The organism is Seminibacterium arietis, from assembly GCF_042675725.1.
In the GTDB taxonomy this organism is placed as follows: Bacteria; Pseudomonadota; Gammaproteobacteria; order Enterobacterales; family Pasteurellaceae; genus Seminibacterium; species Seminibacterium arietis.
This window is the reverse complement of record NZ_JBHTJN010000004.1, coordinates 24,941-43,610: the sequence shown is the minus strand read 5'-3', so window position 1 is coordinate 43,610 and position 18,670 is coordinate 24,941. Positions and strand designations below refer to the sequence as shown.

Annotated in this window: 16 protein-coding genes; 13 read left to right on the top strand and 3 right to left on the bottom strand. The window is 34.0% G+C overall.

Features of this window, described 5'->3' with window-relative positions:
• Window positions 1-87 precede the first annotated feature (87 nt).
• The 9 genes from ACFQ02_RS01245 to ACFQ02_RS01205 all read left to right on the top strand — a co-directional run bounded on the left by ACFQ02_RS01245 (window position 88) and on the right by ACFQ02_RS01205 (window position 9,227).
• Complete coding sequence (locus ACFQ02_RS01245; RefSeq protein WP_380818290.1) at window positions 88-1,383, top strand: L-cysteine desulfidase family protein; 1,296 nt, start codon at window positions 88-90, stop codon at window positions 1,381-1,383.
• A 158-nt stretch (window positions 1,384-1,541) separates the two neighbouring features.
• Window positions 1,542-1,811, top strand: a complete 270-nt coding sequence (rpsO, locus tag ACFQ02_RS01240) for a 30S ribosomal protein S15 (RefSeq protein ID WP_380818287.1) — start codon at window positions 1,542-1,544, stop codon at window positions 1,809-1,811.
• 273 nt (window positions 1,812-2,084) lie between these two features.
• Window positions 2,085-2,537: a dihydroneopterin triphosphate diphosphatase gene (gene nudB / locus ACFQ02_RS01235; protein ID WP_380818286.1), complete on the top strand. Its 453-nt coding sequence runs from the start codon at window positions 2,085-2,087 to the stop codon at window positions 2,535-2,537.
• Window positions 2,538-2,572: 35 nt separating this feature from the next.
• Entirely contained in the window at window positions 2,573-3,313 is a 741-nt protein-coding gene (locus ACFQ02_RS01230) for a YebC/PmpR family DNA-binding transcriptional regulator (protein ID WP_380818284.1), read from the top strand.
• Window positions 3,314-3,359: 46 nt separating this feature from the next.
• Window positions 3,360-3,926 carry a crossover junction endodeoxyribonuclease RuvC gene (gene ruvC, locus ACFQ02_RS01225; protein WP_380818283.1) on the top strand — a complete coding sequence of 189 codons (567 nt, stop codon included), beginning with the start codon at window positions 3,360-3,362 and terminating at the stop codon, window positions 3,924-3,926.
• 243 nt (window positions 3,927-4,169) lie between these two features.
• Window positions 4,170-4,784, top strand: a complete 615-nt coding sequence (ruvA, locus tag ACFQ02_RS01220; protein ID WP_380818280.1) for a Holliday junction branch migration protein RuvA — start codon at window positions 4,170-4,172, stop codon at window positions 4,782-4,784.
• 16 nt (window positions 4,785-4,800) lie between these two features.
• Window positions 4,801-5,817, top strand: a complete 1,017-nt coding sequence (gene ruvB, locus ACFQ02_RS01215; protein ID WP_380818278.1) for a Holliday junction branch migration DNA helicase RuvB — start codon at window positions 4,801-4,803, stop codon at window positions 5,815-5,817.
• Window positions 5,818-6,012: 195 nt separating this feature from the next.
• A complete protein-coding gene (locus tag ACFQ02_RS01210; protein WP_380818276.1) occupies window positions 6,013-8,052 on the top strand; it encodes an HsdM family class I SAM-dependent methyltransferase in 2,040 nt (679 codons plus the stop codon).
• Entirely contained in the window at window positions 7,995-9,227 is a 1,233-nt protein-coding gene (locus tag ACFQ02_RS01205) for a restriction endonuclease subunit S (protein WP_380818272.1), read from the top strand. Before ACFQ02_RS01210 ends, ACFQ02_RS01205 begins: the two co-directional genes overlap by 58 nt.
• 103 nt (window positions 9,228-9,330) lie before the next feature.
• Here the strand turns inward: ACFQ02_RS01205 and modC are convergent, their stop codons facing one another.
• The 3 genes from modC to modA all read right to left on the bottom strand — a co-directional run bounded on the left by modC (window position 9,331) and on the right by modA (window position 11,951).
• Window positions 9,331-10,389 (bottom strand): molybdenum ABC transporter ATP-binding protein ModC, encoded by a 1,059-nt coding sequence (gene modC, locus ACFQ02_RS01200; protein WP_380818270.1) that lies wholly within the window; start codon window positions 10,387-10,389, stop codon window positions 9,331-9,333.
• Window positions 10,376-11,104, bottom strand: coding sequence for a molybdate ABC transporter permease subunit (gene modB / locus ACFQ02_RS01195; RefSeq protein WP_380818268.1), 729 nt, complete (start codon window positions 11,102-11,104; stop codon window positions 10,376-10,378). Before modB ends, modC begins: the two co-directional genes overlap by 14 nt.
• Window positions 11,105-11,186: 82 nt before the next feature.
• On the bottom strand, window positions 11,187-11,951 hold the full coding sequence (modA, locus tag ACFQ02_RS01190) for a molybdate ABC transporter substrate-binding protein (RefSeq protein WP_380818266.1): 765 nt from the start codon (window positions 11,949-11,951) through the stop codon (window positions 11,187-11,189).
• A 144-nt stretch (window positions 11,952-12,095) separates the two neighbouring features.
• On the opposite strand from modA, the gene ACFQ02_RS01185 reads away from it, so the two are divergent.
• From ACFQ02_RS01185 to msbA, 4 genes are all read left to right on the top strand, one after another.
• Window positions 12,096-12,872 carry a TOBE domain-containing protein gene (locus ACFQ02_RS01185; RefSeq protein ID WP_380818264.1) on the top strand — a complete coding sequence of 259 codons (777 nt, stop codon included), beginning with the start codon at window positions 12,096-12,098 and terminating at the stop codon, window positions 12,870-12,872.
• 21 nt (window positions 12,873-12,893) lie between these two features.
• Complete coding sequence (locus ACFQ02_RS01180) at window positions 12,894-14,339, top strand: NAD-dependent succinate-semialdehyde dehydrogenase (RefSeq protein ID WP_380818262.1); 1,446 nt, start codon at window positions 12,894-12,896, stop codon at window positions 14,337-14,339.
• An 88-nt stretch (window positions 14,340-14,427) separates the two neighbouring features.
• Complete coding sequence (locus ACFQ02_RS01175) at window positions 14,428-16,863, top strand: DNA internalization-related competence protein ComEC/Rec2 (RefSeq protein WP_380818260.1); 2,436 nt, start codon at window positions 14,428-14,430, stop codon at window positions 16,861-16,863.
• 50 nt (window positions 16,864-16,913) lie between these two features.
• On the top strand, window positions 16,914-18,659 hold the full coding sequence (msbA, locus tag ACFQ02_RS01170) for a lipid A ABC transporter ATP-binding protein/permease MsbA (protein ID WP_380818259.1): 1,746 nt from the start codon (window positions 16,914-16,916) through the stop codon (window positions 18,657-18,659).
• The last annotated feature ends 11 nt before the right edge of the window (window positions 18,660-18,670 follow it).

The window sequence follows — 18,670 nt, the reverse complement described above, 5'->3', positions numbered from 1 at the left end:
TCAAAATGTAGAATACTGTTACAACTTATCAATTACGGTAGTGTTGAGTTATAAGCGTTTAGTATTAATAGTGTGTTGTAAGGAAATATGAAAGTATTATTACAAAAACTTGAAGATCGTATTTTAGATAATGTGAAGCAAGAAGTTGTTCCTGCATTGGGCTGTACAGAGCCAATTTCTCTTGCTTTAGCTTGTGCGGTAGCTCGCTTTCACTTGGGAGTTGAACCTTCAAAAATTGAAGGGAAAGTTTCTGCTAATTTGATGAAAAATGGTATGGGAGTCACAGTACCTGGAACGGGAACGTTAGGTTTGCCGATGGCAGCAGCTATAGGGGCAATCGGTGGAGATCCTGATGGTGGTTTAGAAGTATTGAAACAGATTACTGCATTGCAAGTAGAAAAAGCGAAACAGTTTTTACAACAAGACAGAGTACGAGTTAGTATCGCTCAATGTGATCATTTACTTTATTCTGAGGCTAATCTGTATGCTGGATTGGACTCGGTAAAAGTGTGTATTGAACATCATCATACCAACATAGTACACATTGAAAAAAATGGTAGAGTTTTATTTCACAAAGACAGTAAAAGTGCGGTAGAAAATTCGCAAGATTTTTTCAGCCAACTTAGTAGTCGAGATGTTTTTGATTTTGCATTACAAGTAGAATTAGAAAAGATTGAGTTTATAACTCAAGCAGCTAAATTAAATTCTGCCCTCTCTCAAGAAGGACTGCGGAAAGATTATGGCTTACACATTGGTCGAACTTTACAAAGACAAATTGAACGGAAATTATTAAGCGATGATTTGCTCCAACGCATTGTGATTGAGACTACAGCTGCTTCTGATGCTCGTATGGGAGGAGCTGCATTACCAGCGATGAGTAATTCAGGCTCAGGAAATCAGGGTATCACAGCGACTATCCCAGTGGTAGTTGTCGCTAGACATTTACAAGTTGAGCATGAAAAATTAGTGCGGGCTTTATTTTTATCACATTTGATGGCTATTTTTATTCACAGTAAATTACCAAAACTATCCGCTCTTTGTGCTGTAAGTACTGCAGCGATGGGAAGTTGTGCAGGGATTGCGTGGTTATTAACAGGAGAGTTTCGAACAGTGAGTATGGCAATTAGTAGTATGATTGGTGATATAAGTGGTTTAATTTGCGATGGTGCAGCAAATAGTTGTGCAATGAAAGTATCTACCAGTGTAAATTCCAGTTATAAATCTATTTTAATGGCAATGGACGGTTGTTGTGTAACTGGTCATGAAGGTATTGTAGAACACGATATTGATCGCTCAATCAATAACTTATGTGATCTTGCTAATCGTAGTATGCAATTTACTGATAAGCAAGTGATTGAAATTATGGTAGCGAAACCGAAATGATAATAGGTTTTGAACTATAAATTGTGATAGTGCAGAATAATGCCACTGATATTAGTTGCTTTTTCTTTTAATTGCCTTTAAAATCCACACTCCTGTCTTCGCTGGATTAGAGATCGGCGTAAGATGAATATTAACTACCTTAGTAAGAGGAATTAAATATGTCTCTAAGTACAGAAAAAAAAGCAGCTATTGTTGCTGAATTTGGTCGTGATGCAAAAGATACTGGTTCTTCAGAAGTTCAAATCGCATTACTAACAGCACAAATTAACCATTTACAAGGACACTTTGCGGTTCACAAGAAAGATCATCATGGTCGCCGTGGCTTGTTACGTATGGTTTCTCGTCGTCGTAAATTATTAGATTACTTGAAACGCACTAATCTTGAACTTTACATGACAACTATCAGCCGTCTAGGTTTACGTCGCTAATTATTTATTAGTAATAAAATGCCTGAAATAATCAATTTCAGGCATTTTATTTGAGTTGTTATAAGGTTACCTTAATTTTATTCCACTTTTTTACAAAATTTTTGTTTTTTTGGATAAAAGCACATAGAATAAAGCATATCATCAGTTTTAAAATTTCAGTGTCTTTTTTAATATGTTATGTATAGAATGACGTTAAATTAAAGCTAAATCAGTCTATTATTTCCTCTTTTTGAGAAAAAACTAAATTCCTGTCTACTATAGTTGATTTAATTTATGACAAAGTATAAGTCTCCTCTTTCAGTTCTTGTATTAATTTATCATCAAATTAGTGGTAAAGTTTTAATGCTACAACGCAATGATGATCAAGAATTTTGGCAGTCAGTAACAGGATCCTTAGAAGAGGGGGAAACACCCTATCAAGCTGCAATACGAGAAGTAAAAGAGGAAACGGGACTTGATATTTTAGTAGAAAATTTACCACTCTTTAATTGTAATGAAGCAGTAGTATTTGAAATTTTTCCACAATTCCGTTATAAATATGCACCCAATGTAACAACAGTGACAGAACATTGGTTTTTGCTTGCTGTTCCGAATCTGTATGAACCAAAATTAATAGAGCATCAAGCTTACCAATGGTTATCAGCAAAGCAAGCAGCAGAACTAACTAAATCATGGAATAATAAATTAATCATTGAAAAATATTTAATCCGTGATAAATTTTTGTAGTAATAAAATCAACTTAGATTAAAAAGGGAAAAAAGATGGCAGGACATAGTAAGTGGGCTAATATTAAACACCGCAAAGCTGCACAAGATGCTCAACGTGGTAAGATATTTACTAAATTAATTCGAGAATTAGTGACCGCAGCTAAGCTTGGTGGAGGAGATGTTAGTGCGAATCCTCGTTTACGTGCGGCAGTAGATAAAGCCCTTTCTAGCAACATGACTCGTGATACTATTAACCGAGCAATAGAACGCGGTGTTGGCGGTGGTGATGATACTAACATGGAAACTCGAGTTTATGAAGGTTATGGTCCTGGTGGCGCAGCGGTTATGGTAGAGTGTTTAAGCGATAATGCAAACCGTACTATATCTCAAGTTCGTCCAAGTTTTACTAAATGCGGTGGTAATTTGGGTACAGAAGGATCTGTTGGTTATTTGTTCAGTAAAAAAGGATTAATTTTGATTTTAAATGCTGATGAAGATAGCTTAACAGAAGCTGCAATTGATGCTGGTGCTGAGGACATTCAACCTCAAGAAGACGGTTGCTTTGAAATCTATACTGCTTGGGAAGATTTAGGTGCTGTGCGTGACGCAATTGAAGCAGCTGGATTTAAAATTGAAAATGCTGAAGTAACGATGATTCCTTCAACAACAGTCTCTCTTGATGCAGAAACAGCACCTAAATTATTAAAATTAATTGATATGCTAGAAGATTGTGATGACGTTCAAAATGTCTATCACAATGGTGAAATTAGTGATGAAGTAGCGGCATTGCTGTAATGTTTAATTTATGGAAAAACGGACAATATGTCCGTTTTTGATAATTATGACGATTATTTTAGGCATTGATCCTGGTTCTCGAGTAACAGGGTATGGTGTTGTTCAGCAGAAAAATCGAGAACTGATTTATTTGGGAAGCGGTGCAATTCGTACTCAAGCTGAGGATCTTCCAACTCGTTTAAAGCGGATTTATGCAGGCGTTACAGAAATTATTACTCAGTTTTGTCCTGATGTATTTGCGATTGAGGAAGTATTTTTGGCAAAAAATGCTAATTCAGCCTTGAAGCTAGGACAAGCTAGAGGAACTGCTATTGTCGCAGCAGTCAATCACGATTTACCTGTATTTGAATATGCGGCACGTTTAGCAAAAAAAACAGTTGTAGGAACGGGGGCGGCGGATAAATGTCAAGTGCAAGAAATGGTTACACGTATTTTAAAATTATCGTCAATGCCACAATCTGATGCTGCTGATGCTCTGGCTATTGCAATAACGCATGCTCATTCTCTTCATCATTCTTTGCAAGTTTCAAATCATATTAGTAATATTAATCGAAATAATACCGCACTTATATATTCTAAATATAGTCGTGGGAGATTCAGATTAAAAATTTGAAAAAGTTTATTTAACTTTATTATCTTGTATCATTCCATTTAATTTTGCTAGTCATGATATCAAATATAGCTATTTTAAAATTCTGTATCTTTTTTAATATAGCATGTGTAGAATAACCCGATTGATAGATAGTATTACTGAAAAGTAGTTATTTCCGTTATGATAGCGACTATAAAAGTTGAATCATTTAACGCTAAAAATCACGCTATAGTAAATTTTATTTGAAAGTAATAAGGCAAAATTATGATTGGTCGTTTAAAGGGTATCTTAATAGAAAAGCAGCCTCCAGAAATTTTACTTGATGTGCAAGGGGTTGGTTATGAATTATTATTGCCAATGACTAGTTTTTATAATTTACCTGAGATTGGTCAAGAAGCTATATTATTTACTCATCTCGTTGTGCGTGAAGATGCTCATTTGTTATTTGGATTTTATCAAAAACAAGACCGCACTTTATTTCGAGAGTTAATTAAAACTAATGGTGTTGGTCCTAAACTTGCGTTAGCAATCTTATCTGCTATGTCAGTAACAGAATTTGCGTATGCTATTGAGCGTGAAGAGCTATCTAAATTAGTGAAAATTCCAGGTGTTGGTAAGAAGACTGCTGAACGCTTGTTAGTAGAACTAAAAGGCAAATTTAAGTCATTACAACAAACAGACTTTTTCATAGAAAGTACTCAGTTACCATCAATGGAAAGAAATATAACAAGTACAGATACCCAAGTTGATGATGCAGTTGCTGCACTAGTGGCATTAGGTTATAAACAACTAGATGCAGAAAAGATGGTGAAAAAAGTTGCTAAATCTGATTTAAATAGTGAGCAATTGATTCGTGAAGCCTTAAAAGCCGCATTATAAATGCTAAGACAAAAATATGATTGAAGCAGACAGAATAATTAGTGCAACCGTGAAATCCGATGAAGAGTATTTTGATCGAGCTATTCGTCCCAAATTACTGAATGATTATGTGGGGCAACCCCAAGTTCGTGAGCAGATGGATATTTTTATTAAGGCTGCGAAACTACGACAAGATGCATTGGATCACTTGCTTATTTTTGGACCTCCTGGACTAGGAAAAACTACTTTAGCTAACATTGTAGCAAACGAAATGGGGGTAAATATTCGCACAACATCAGGACCAGTATTAGAAAAAGCGGGAGATTTAGCCGCTATGTTGACTAATCTAGAACCTCATGATGTCTTGTTTATTGATGAAATTCACCGTCTATCTCCCGCCATTGAAGAAGTGCTATATCCTGCAATGGAAGATTATCAATTAGATATTATGATCGGTGAAGGACCAGCAGCCCGCTCTATTAAATTAGATTTACCGCCTTTTACTTTAATTGGAGCGACAACAAGAGCAGGCTCACTTACTTCGCCATTGCGTGATCGATTTGGTATTGTTCAACGTTTAGAATTTTATTCTGTTGAAGATCTTACTTCTATTGTTTCTCGTAGTGCAATTTGCTTAAAACTTCGCCTTGAAGACGCCGCAGCAAGAGAGATTGCTTGTCGTTCAAGGGGAACGCCTAGAATTGCAAATCGGTTATTACGTCGAGTACGAGATTATGCTGATGTTAAAAATAATGGCGTGATTTCAGTTAATATCGCAAAACAAGCATTATCTATGCTAGATGTAGATCAAGCAGGATTTGATTTTATGGATCGTAAGTTGTTACGAGCGATAATTGAACGTTTTGATGGTGGACCAGTAGGACTAGATAATTTGGCTGCTGCAATCGGTGAAGAACGGGACACTATTGAAGATGTTCTAGAACCTTATTTGATCCAACAGGGTTTTCTACAACGTACACCTAGAGGACGAGTGGCTACATCTAATACTTATCATCATTTTGGATTAGAAAAAACATCTTCAGTTGATGAATAAGTTTTTCCTTATTACAACCAATTATTTAATAAGTGTTTTTTGTAATTATTTGCTATGTACGATGCTTGTGATCTAATATAACACAGTTTTTTATGATTTTTTAGTAAAAGTAATAATGAAATAAAATGAAAGTTTAGAACCGAAAAAATACTGTAATCAAAGCTGAGAAAACGATAAAGTGGAGAATGATTAAAAATGGCAAAAATAAAGTCAGTTGAGCCTAATATAGCTGACCTTGTTAATGGTTGGCTAAAACAATATAAATTAGATTACAAACTTGAACAAGAAAGTTTAAATAATGAAATAGACAAAGCATTAAACGAATATGCCTCAAAAAGTGGGGGTAAGGGTGGTAATAGACCCGATGCTAAACTTTTACTTGAAACAAAAACATTAAAAAAATACCCTATACTTATAGAATATAAGGGCTATAAAGACAAACTAATAAAACTGGATAGCGACGGAAAAGTTGATAATATAACAACTAAAAGCGAGCCAAACTATAAAAATATAAAAGACTATGCCGTAAATGGTGCTGTACACTATGCAAATGCAATACTTCATTATACAAGCTATACTGATGTAATAGCTATTGGTGTTACAGGATATAAAAAAGAAAACGGACAAATAGAACACTCAATAGGTGTTTACTATGTTTCAAAAGATAACTTCGGTATAGGACAAGAAGTAGACAAATATACAGACCTATCTTTTTTAAAAAAAGAAAACTTTGATAATTTTATAAAAAAAGTAAAAGAGCTATCACTTACTTCTGAAGAATTAGAAAAACTCAAAGAAAAAAGAGAAAAAGAAATACAAGCAAGTCTTGTTAAGCTAAATAATGATATTTACAAAGAGGAAAAAGGACTAAGTGAAAGTGATAGAGTTCATTTAGTAGCAGCCTCAATAATGGCAACACTTGGAGTAGAGGGAAAAGTTGCACCACTTGAAAAAAGTGATTTAAAATCATTAAAAGAAGAAAACAACACAGACGGAGATATTGTAGTTAGAAAAATAGACAGCTTTTTAAAATGTAAAAATCTTCCACCTAAAAAGAAAGACCTTATACTTAGAACATTAAAAAACACCTTGCTATCCGATAATATAAATAAAGCTACAAATGGAGAAAGTCAACTAAAAAGAATATTTACAAAAATTGTTGATGATTTAGGTATATATTACAAAGTTGGACTTACAACCGACTTTACAGGAAAACTTTTCAACGAAATGTATTCTTGGCTTGGCTTTACACAAGATAAGTTAAATGATGTTGTCTTAACTCCTTCTTATGTAGCTAAACTACTTGTAAAACTTGCAAGAGTTGATAAAGATAGCTTTCTATGGGACTTCGCAACTGGTTCAGCCGGCCTTTTAGTAGCTGGTATGAACGAAATGATAATTGACGCAAAAGAAAAAATAAAATCACCAGAAGAATTAGAACAAAAGATTTTAAAAATAAAAGCAGAACAATTATTAGGTCTTGAAGTTTTGTCTAATATCTATATGTTAGCAATTTTAAATATGATACTAATGGGCGACGGAAGTTCAAATATTTTAAACAAAGACTCTTTACAAGACTTTGACGGTAAATACGGTTTTGGAAATACTGATGAAAACTTCCCAGCGACTGCCTTTGTCTTAAACCCACCTTATTCAGCCACAGGAAATGGTATGGTCTTTGTAGAAAGAGCCTTTTCAATGATGAAAAAAGGCTACGGAGCAATCATTATTCAAAATTCTGCGGGTAGTGGCAAAGCTAAAGAGATAAACAAAAATATCTTAAAAAATAACACCTTAATAGCAAGTATCAAAATGCCAATAGATATTTTTATAGGAAAATCAAGTGTACAAACTAATATCTATGTTTTTAAAGTTGGAGAAGCACATCATAACGATAATATCGTTAAATTTATAGACTTTTCTAACGACGGCTACACAAGAACAAACAGAAAAAAAGCAAGTAATAATTTAGTTGATACAGATAGAGCAAAAGAAAGATATCAAGAAGTTGTAGACCTTGTACGCTTTGGAAAGCATAAGCTAAACATCTTTACTGAAGAAGAATACTATGAGGGTTATATTGATGTAGAAAGTGGAACAGACTGGAATCAATCAGCACCGATTGATACAAGACCAACACTTGAAGATTTTAAAAAGACGGTTAGCGACTATCTAGCTTGGGAAGTGTCAAATCTTATGAAAAAAGAAAGCGAGGACGAAAGCTTAAAAAAATAGATGCCTCACTGAATGAAAAACTAGCCAAAGTTCAGTGGGGCGAATATAGAATTGGTGATTTGTTTGAAAGTCAAAATGGAGATTTTGATATACAAAAAAAACATATAAATAATAAGGGTGTAAATGTAATAACAGCAGGATTGACTGATAGTGGAATATTAGGAAAATCAGATATAAAAGCAAAAATTTTCAAAAAAAACACAATTACAATAGATATGTTTGGGAATGTCTTTTTTAGAAATTTTGAATATAAAATGGTTACTCACGCAAGAGTATTTTCATTGGAATTTAAATTTAATATAACTGAAAAATTGGGACTATTTATTTCAAATACATTTACTCATTTAAATAAAAACTTTGGATATGAAAATATGTGTTCTTGGAATAAAATTCAAGATAAATTTATCCAACTCCCAACAAAAAACGGACAAATAGACTTTGAATTTATGGAAAGCTTTGTCGCCGAGCTTGAGGCTCAGCGAGTCGCCGAGCTTGAGGCTCAGCGAGTCGCCGAGCTTGAGGCTTATCTAGTAGCTAGTGATTTAAAAGATTATACTTTAACAGATAAAGAAAAATATGCACTTAATAGCCTAGATGAGATTGAGTGGGGAGAATATAGAATTGGTGATTTGTTTGAAAAAATATCTACAAAAAAATTACCTTATAAAGCAAATGATTTACCTAAAGAACCTAAAGGAGAATATATCTTACCAGCCTTAACTTCTAGTTTTATGAATCAGGGATTAAACTATTATGTACCAATTAAAAATGCAACCATTTTAAAAAATGTTATTTCACTTCCTTCAAATAGTGATGTTTATAGAGCTTATTATCAGTCAAAAGAATTTACTGTTCTTTCAGATTCTTATGCTATTAAATGGCTAGGAGGTAATAAAGATTTACAACCTAAAGAATATTTATTTTTTGTACCTTGTATTAATCAAGTAACAGATTTAAAAATTTATTCTTATAAGAATAAATTAGGAGGTTGGAATAAGGTAAAAAATAAGACAATCAACCTCCCAACAAAAAACGGACAAATAGACTTTGAGTTTATGGAAACTTTTATAAAAGCCATTCAAAAACTTATTATAGCCGATGTAGTCAAATGGACAGATAAAAAGATCGCAAAGACAAAAGAGGTGATAGATACATCTTGCTCAGTGCAAGCTTGATAAGAGAAAGTATCATCTTTTAATGAGAACACACCGCTTAAAGTGCGGTGTGTTTTTTTTAAATTTAGACTATTTAATAAATTTACTATTGAGTATTTGTTTTCTACTTAATTAAAGAAACGGATTTAATTTGCACGTAGACATTTTGCTCGATTTGTAGTGCGAGTTGATGATAAGACCATTTACTAATACTCGCCCAGATAAGATTATGTTCAACCTTAATCTGCACGTTAACATGATTTTCTTTTTCACAAAGTGCAGTGATTTTACCAAATAAAATGTTACGAATGCTTGTTTTTTCAGGTGACGTTAAGGTAATTGAAACATCGGTCGCATAAATACAGACCCGTGTATATTCTCCTATATTTTTCTTAATTTCGGTTATCCAAATAGATTGCTCACCTAAAGCAAGTGCGGTCATTTTATAGCATTTATTGTGATGTTGTATTGGCAGCGAAAGTACAGTACTTTGACGATTATTAGATTTCCATAAATCAAATAAAGGCGTTTGCCATAAGTTTTCAAGGTGACCGTAAGCCTTTACTTTACCATTATCCATTAACACAACTTGATCTGCTAAATGAAGTAGCTCTTCTATACTATGAGTTACATACAAAATTGGTATATTGATGTTTTCAGCAAGCTTGTCTAAGTAGTTTAATAATTCTTGTTTACGAGGAATATCTAACGCAGAAAGAGGTTCATCCATTAGTAATATTTCAGGTTGAGTGAGCAAAGCTCGTCCTATTGAAACTCGCTGTTTCTCGCCTCCTGATAATGTAATCGGGTAGCGTTTTAATAAATGTTCAATGCCAAGTAATTGGACAATGTGATCAAATTGTTGTTGATTAGTATTTTTCATGCCGTAACATAAGTTGCCCTTCACTGTGTAATGAGGAAATAATCTAGCATCTTGGAATACATAACCTACATTGCGATGATTTGGTGGCAAATGAATTTGCTTAGTTGTATCTGTTAGAATTCGATTGTTCAATTGAATATTGCCGTGATCTGGTTTAGTTAAACCTGCCACTAAATTGATTAAAGTAGACTTTCCTGAGCCAGACAAACCAAATAAAACGGTAATGCCTTGATTTGGAATTTGTAAATTAGTAATAAATTGTATCTGACCTAATTTTTTTTCAACATTAATTTCTAACATTTGATTGACCTAATTTTTTTTGCGTATGTCGAGCAAGCCATTCTGAAATGAGCAATGAAATTAAAGAGATAATAATAGCAATTAAACATAGCCGAGCAGCAGAATGTTCTGCTCCTGGCGTTTCAATAAATGATGACATTGCAAGAGGTAGTGTTTGAGTTGCTTTTGGTATATTAGAAACAAAAGTAATAGTTGCACCAAATTCACCTAATGAGCGTGCGAAGCCTAAAATCAAACCCGATAATATACCTGGTAGAGAAAGCGGTAGCGTAATGGTGAAAAAAGTACGGATACTGGAGGCACCCAAAGTACGAGCTGCTTGTTCTAATTTAAAATCTACACTTTCTAGTGCTAAGCGTACAGAGCGTACAATTAATGGAAATGACACTATTGCTGATGCTAATGCAGCTCCATACCAATTAAAGCTAAAAGTAAAATCAAACCAATCAATTAAATAACGACCAATTAGACCGTTACGCCCCATCAAAATAAGCAATAAATAACCAATCACAACAGGAGGCAATACTAGAGGTAAGTGAACTATGCCATTGAGAACAGATTTTCCCCAAAACTCTTTGCGAGCCAACAGCCAAGCGATAAAAATTGAGAAAGGCAGGCTCGCAAAAATTGATATTAAAGCTACTTTGATGCTTAGTGAGATAGCATCAATTTCTTGTTGTGATAAAGTAAAATTGTCATTGATGATGCTCAACATAGCTTCTAACCTACAAGATGATGCAAAAGTGCGGTTTAAAAATAAATAATGTGGTGGAAATTCCACTACAAGATAAATTCAACTATTTATTGATGAAACCAAAGGTCGTAAAAATGCGTTTTGCTGGCTCAGTTTTTAAGAATTTAATGAATTCACGGCTATTTTCATTATCATGATTTTTTACTATTGCTGCTGGATATTCTACTGGCGGATGTGAACCGTCAGGGAATATGCTTACCACTTTTACTTTTTCACTTGCAGCCGCATCCGTAGCGTAAACAATACCTAATGGGGATTCACCTAACTCAACTAATGCTAGAGCTGCTCGTACATTTTTTGCTGGAGCAAGTTTATCTTTAACATCGTCCCATTGCTTGAGATAAGTCAGAGCCGCTTTTGCATATTTACCCGCTGGAACATGATTAGGATCACCAACAGCTAAAAAACTATTTTTGTCGCTTAACTTGTTTTGCCAGTCAGTTTTAGTTACATCAAACTCTTTAATTTTACTTTCTTTGGGTGCAATAATCACTAATTTATTGCCAACTAAATCAACACGGCTATTTGAATCTATAGCATTAGCTTCTGCTAAAAAATCCATCCATTTTTGATCCGCCGAAATAAAAATATCCGCGGGTGCCCCTTGTTTTATTTGTTTTGCTAACACGGAAGATGAAGCGAATGAAAAAATGATTTCTTCATTTGGCTTTTGTTTTAAATATTCTTTTTTAATTTCTTCTAGTACATTAGTCATCGATGCCGCTGCAAATACGGTGAGTTTTGCTTGGGCAGATAAGGAAATTGCTACGCATGCGATGATAGTTAAAAGTTTTTTGAATTTAAGCATAATGACTCCATAACTTGATATGTTTTAAGGTAATAATTGCCATGTAACTGATATGTATTTTATTATATAACGATTTTAAAAATAAAAGCTATATAAAAGTAAAACATTCTATTAAAATGTATAAAAGTCTTGTGGGAGAAAGTTATGTCTGAAACAGAAATTTTACTTTCAATCAAATTGCAACAACAACTTTTTGTTGATCCAAAGCGTATTCGTTTATTAAAAGAAATTGATAAGTGCGGTTCGATTAACCAAGCGGCAAAGAATGTAAAAGTAAGTTATAAAAGTGCATGGGATCATTTGGAAGCAATGAATAATATTAGCCCCAAGCCGTTGCTAAACCGTAATGTAGGTGGAAAAAATGGTGGCGGAACAGCATTGACGATATATGCTCAGAGATTATTGCAACTTTATGATTTATTAGAGCGAACACAGTCCAAAGCATTTGAGATTTTACAAGATGAGACGGTACCATTAGATAGTATACTCTCTGCAACAGCTCGTTTTTCTTTACAAAGTAGTGCTAGAAATCAATTCATTGGCAATATTATTGCTTTTGAAAATAAAGATATTCACTGTTATGTAGATATTCAGATTAATGGATTTCCTAACCCATTACGAGTTTCTATTACTGCTCAAAGTGCGGTACGTTTACAATTATTTTTAGGTAAGGAAGTCATGGTAATGATGAAAGCACCTTGGCTAAAAATATCTCATTCTAAACCAAATGTATCGCAAAACTGCTTTAGTGCAACAGTAGTTGACATTATAGATAATAATGTTTGTCAAGAAGTCATATTAAATATTGGTGGGGCTGTACAATGCTGTGCAACTACAAGTGGTGACCATAGAATTCAGGTTAGTGATGAACTTTATTGTTATATTGATCCTGAACAGATAGTAATTATTACGCTGTATTAAATTTAAATAAGGCTAAGTTAAATGGAAAAATTTTCTCTTTTAAGAACAAAAAGTTATATTAACGGTGAATATGTTGATGCTAAAAATGGAGCAACATTCGCAGTAATTAATCCTGCTAGTGGTAAAGAAATATGTCAAGTAGCAGATCTCGGTCTAGAAGAAATTCAACAAGCAATTGAAGCTGCAAAGCAAGCTCAATATTTATGGAAACATGAACTTCCAAAGCAAAGAGCTACAGTTTTACGTCGTTGGTTTGATTTAGTATTAGAAAATCAAGAAGAGTTAGCTCAAATTTTGAGTTTAGAGCAAGGTAAACCAATAGCTGAAAGTCGAGGTGAAATTCTATATGGAGCAAGCTTTATTGAATGGTTCGCAGAAGAAGCTAAGCGTATTTGTGGAGATGTGTTGCCATCTGATAAAAATAATCATCGTTTAATGGTATTAAAGCAACCCATTGGCGTAGTTGGAGCTATCACGCCTTGGAATTTCCCTCATGCGATGATTACTCGTAAAGCTGCTCCAGCACTGGCTGCAGGCTGTGCTATTGTATTGAAACCAGCACAAGAAACACCGCTTTCTGCCTTAGCTTTGGCAGAATTAGCACAACAAGCGGGATTACCAAAAGGACTATTTAATATTGTTACTAGTTCAGATGCGGTAGGTGTCGGTAGAGTTTTAACCGAAAGTGCGGTCATTCGCAAAGTGAGTTTTACTGGATCAACTCGTGTAGGTAAGCTATTAATGGCACAATCAGCACATACAGTTAAAAAACTAGCATTAGAATTAGGTGGAAATGCACCAGCAATAGTATTTGATGATGCAGATTTAGATAATGCAGTAGAAGCCGTATTTGCTTCAAAATTTCGTAATAGTGGACAAACTTGTATTTGTACTAATCGAATTTACGTGCAATCTGGTGTTTATAATACTTTTTTAGAAAAATTTGCGGCAAAAATGGAGCAAATTAAACTAGGTGCTGCTAATGAACAAGGTGTTGATATGGGACCTTTGATCAGCGAAAGTGCGGTGCAAAAAATACAAACTCATATTCAAGATGCAGTTCAAAAAGGAGCCACTTTATTGCTTGGTGGGGAAAGACATCATCTTGGCGGTACATTTTTTCAGCCAACTTTATTGAAAGACGTTAATGAAGAAATGAAAGTAGCAAAAGAGGAAACTTTTGCACCACTTGCTCCAGTATTCAAATTTGATACAGAAGAACAAGTAATTCAAATGGCAAATAATACAGAATTTGGGCTGGCATCTTATATTTTTACGCAAAATATTAGTCGAATTTGGCGAGTAGCAGAAGCTTTAGAATATGGTTTAGTTGGTATTAATGAGGGGTTAATTACTAATGAATTTGCTCCATTCGGAGGAGTGAAAGAATCAGGACTTGGTCGTGAAGGTTCGAAATATGGTCTAGATGAATTTTTAGAACTAAAATATTTGTGTGTGAAAATTTAATTTTGCGATCTTAACCGCAAAAACTATTTCATATGATTGCCTGATTTTATAAAATTTTTCATAGTGGTGAGAAAATTTCGACATCACTATGAAAAAATTAATTCTCAACTTTCAACGTATTTCTTTTATTGATCCAGATTTTTTTGCACTGATTATTTTTATAAGTGCATTGAGTTTACTTTATTTCCCTGTTTTTTTATTGTTACCATTAGAAATTACATTCATTTTATCAACACTTTTATTTTTATTGTGGTTAATTTTTACTTACTTTCAATTTCACTTGCTAAAGAAAATAATAGGTAGCTTATTGTTAATTATTATTTGTATGGGATACTTCCACCACCAAGCTTTAGATTTATATCGTCTATCTAGCGAAATAAAACTCTTGCCTAAAAAAGTTAATGTAGAATTTCAAATTATTGATATTTTACATCAAGGAAATTATCAAACTGCAATCATTAAAACAGTATTGCCTAATGAAAAAGAATATCGGCGAATCTACATTAATTGGCAGCAGAAAGAGCGGTTAAATTTAGGGGAGGTTTGGCGAGGTGAGTTGCGACTCCGGGCGGTATCATCACGTTTAAATTTTGGTGGATTTGACCGACAAAAATGGTTATTAGCAAAGGGTATTTCTGCTTATGCTAATGTTAAAAGTGCGGTAAAAATTACTCAAAATTTGGATTGGCGACAAAAACGTTTGCAGCAAGCGTTGATTCAAACTAAACCTCTATCCGCTCAAGGTTTGCTGATAGCTTTAGGTTTTGGTGAGCGAGCTTGGTTGAAGTCAGATACATGGTTAGTTTATCAACAAACTAATACGGCACATTTAATCGCTATTTCAGGGTTACATATTAGTTTAGCTATGTTGATTGTTTTTTGGTTAGCTAGATTATTTCAATTCTCATTACCTACTAAATGGATTACACCAAATTTTCCGTTAGTCATAGGAGCGTTAGTTGCATGGATCTATGCAGCATTAGCAGGGTTTAGTATTCCTACTTTTCGGGCTATTATTGCATTACTCGTTCTCATTATTTTTCGTTTATGTCGTGCATATTGTACACCATGGCGAGCGTTGATCAGAGTAATTGCATTACTAGTTATTTTTGATCCTTTTATGTTGCTTTCGGTTAGTTTTTGGCTTTCTGTTGGTGCTGTAAGTTGTTTGATTTTATGGTATCAATTGGTGCCTTTGCGATTAATTCAATGGCAAGGAAAATCATTAGAACAATCGCCATTAAAGTATCTACGCTATATTTTAGGATTATTTCACTTACAATTAGGATTGTTTTTGTTATTTACTCCTTTGCAACTATATTTTTTTCATGGCTTTTCTATTACGGGATTAACGGCAAATTTAATTTCAGTTCCATTTTTTAGTTTGATCTTAATACCATTGATTTTATTTGCTGTCTTTACTAATGGCAGTTTTTCGAGTTGGTATTGGGCAAATCAATTGGCAGAGTGGATCACGCAGTCGATTTCATGGCAGAGTGGTAATTGGGTTGATATTTCAACTAAAAATTCAGTGATAATTACCGCACTTTTGGCATTATTATATTTAATGTACTTATATTGGCTTTACTTACAACATCAAATTAAGTCTAAAAAGTCATCGTTACTATTGCGTAAACCGTCGGGATTGAATTTCAATCGAGAAGTCTTACCGTCTCTTTTAATCATTCGAAATTCAATGAAAGCGAGTTGGATATTAATAATTGGCTGTGTAATTTTTTATTGTGATTCTCTTTTTTCACAGCCTAAGTGGAAATTAGAGACCCTTGATGTGGGGCAGGGATTAGCAACGCTAATTGTAAAAAATAATCGTGCTATTTTGTATGATACAGGGGCGGCATGGCGTAATGGAAGTATGGCAGAGTTAGAAATAATACCTTATTTACAACGGCAAGGAATTCAACTTGACTGGTTGATTTTAAGTCACGACGATAATGATCATTCAGGTGGAGCAAAAGCAATTTTGAAAGCCTATCCGAATGTCAATTTAATGATGCCATCGTGGCAAAATTATGGGAAAACTGATCGCATGTTTTGTCAAAAAGGAAGTCAATTAAAGTGGCAAGGATTAACATTTAGTGTACTATCTCCCCCACGCCCTGTGCAACGAGCTAATAACCCAGATTCTTGTATTTTGTTAGTCAATGATGGAATTAATAGAGTTTTATTAACAGGTGATGCAGATGTAGGAACAGAAAATCAAATTTTAGCTGAACTTGATCAAATTGATGTATTACAAGTCGGGCATCATGGAAGTAAAACTTCTACGAGTGAGCGTTTTGTCAACAAAATTAAGCCTAAAATCGCTTTAATTTCTAGTGGAAGATGGAATGCCTGGGGATTTCCTCACCATTTAGTAACTGAAAGGTTAACAAAAGTAGAAAGTGATATTTACAATACCGCTCTTTTAGGGCAAATAAGCTTACATTTTGATAATAATATCATTAAAATTTATACAGCTAGAGATGATTTTTCCCCTTGGTATCAGGGAATAATTGGATTGTAGAGAAAATAAAGGTACAATTGAGCAGTTTTATGTTATCAAGAAAATGAATTATGCAGGATAAAGATCTATCAACTACTCAAACATTTAAACGTCTATGGCCTATTATCTCGCCTTTTAAAATAGGACTTATCGTATCAGGGATTACTTTGATTTTTAATGCGTTAACTGATGCAGCCTTAATTCAAATGTTGAAGCCTTTATTAGACGATGGCTTTGGTAAAGCAGATGTTTCTTTTTTACGTATGATGTCTATTATTGTGGTGCTGTTGATTATTTTACGTGGGGTTACTAGCTTTATTTCTACTTATTGTTTAGCTTGGGTATCAGGTAAAGTAGTGATGACGATGCGTCGTCGACTATTCCGTCATCTAATGTATATGCCAGTTTCTTTTTTCGATCAAAATTCTGCAGGAAAGTTATTATCTCGTATTACTTATGATAGTGAAATGGTAGCAAGTTCTTCATCAGGTTCGCTTGTTACTATTGTGCGGGAAGGTGCCTATATTATGGCCTTACTTGCAGTGATGATCTATACCAGTTGGCAACTTTCTTTAGTATTATTTGTAATAGGTCCAATTATTGCGATTTTGGTGCGAATTGTGTCGAAAATTTTCCGCAATTTAGGCAAAAATATGCAAAATTCTATGGGGGAATTAACTTCTACTGCAGAACAAATGTTAAAAGGGCATAAAGTTGTATTGTCTTTTGGGGGGCAAAAAGTAGAAGAAGAACGTTTTAATCATGTGAGTAATGATATGCGTCGCAAGGGAATGAAAGTGATGATGGCGGATGCCATTTCTGACCCTATTGTGCAGATTATCGCTTCTTTCGCACTTTCTGCAGTGCTTTATTTGGCAACAATTCCATCTATTATGGACCAAAATTTAACAGCTGGTTCATTTACCGTAGTTTTTTCATCAATGCTTGCGATGATGCGACCACTAAAATCTTTAACGAATGTTAATGCTCAATTTCAACGTGGAATGGCAGCCTGTCAAACGCTATTTGCTTTATTAGAAATGGAAACAGAAAAAGATAATGGTAAGTATGAAACGAAAGCTAAAGGTGATGTGAGTTTTAAAAATGTAACTTTTACTTATGAAGGTAGAGATACACCTGCTTTAAACAATATTTCTTTTGATATTCCACGAGGAAAAACAGTAGCATTAGTAGGTCGATCAGGTTCAGGAAAATCTACTATTGCTAATTTATTAACTCGTTTTTATGATGTTGATCAAGGCGAAATTACTCTTGATGGCATCAATATTGAAGATTATACTCTGCTTAATTTGCGTGAAAATTGCTCAGTCGTTTCCCAACAAGTTCATTTATTTAATGATACAGTCGCTAATAATATTGCTTATGCTTCTGCCGATAAATACAGTCGTGAAGAAATTATTCGGGCAGCTACAGCTGCACACGCAATGGAGTTTATTGAAAATCTTGAATATGGATTAGATACGGTCATTGGTGAAAATGGAGCAAGTTTATCTGGTGGTCAACGGCAACGTTTAGCGATTGCACGTGCATTATTGCGTAATTCTCCAGTATTAATTTTAGATGAAGCCACTTCTGCGTTAGATACAGAGTCTGAGCGAGCAATTCAAGCAGCTTTAGAAGAATTACAAAAAAATCGCACAGTATTAGTTATCGCTCATCGTTTATCTACTATTGAAAAGGCAGATGAAATTTTAGTGATTGAACATGGAGAAATTAAAGAACGTGGTAATCATCAACAACTGTTGGCATTAAATGGATCATATAAACAATTACATAGTATGCAATTTAGTCAATAATTTATAGGATT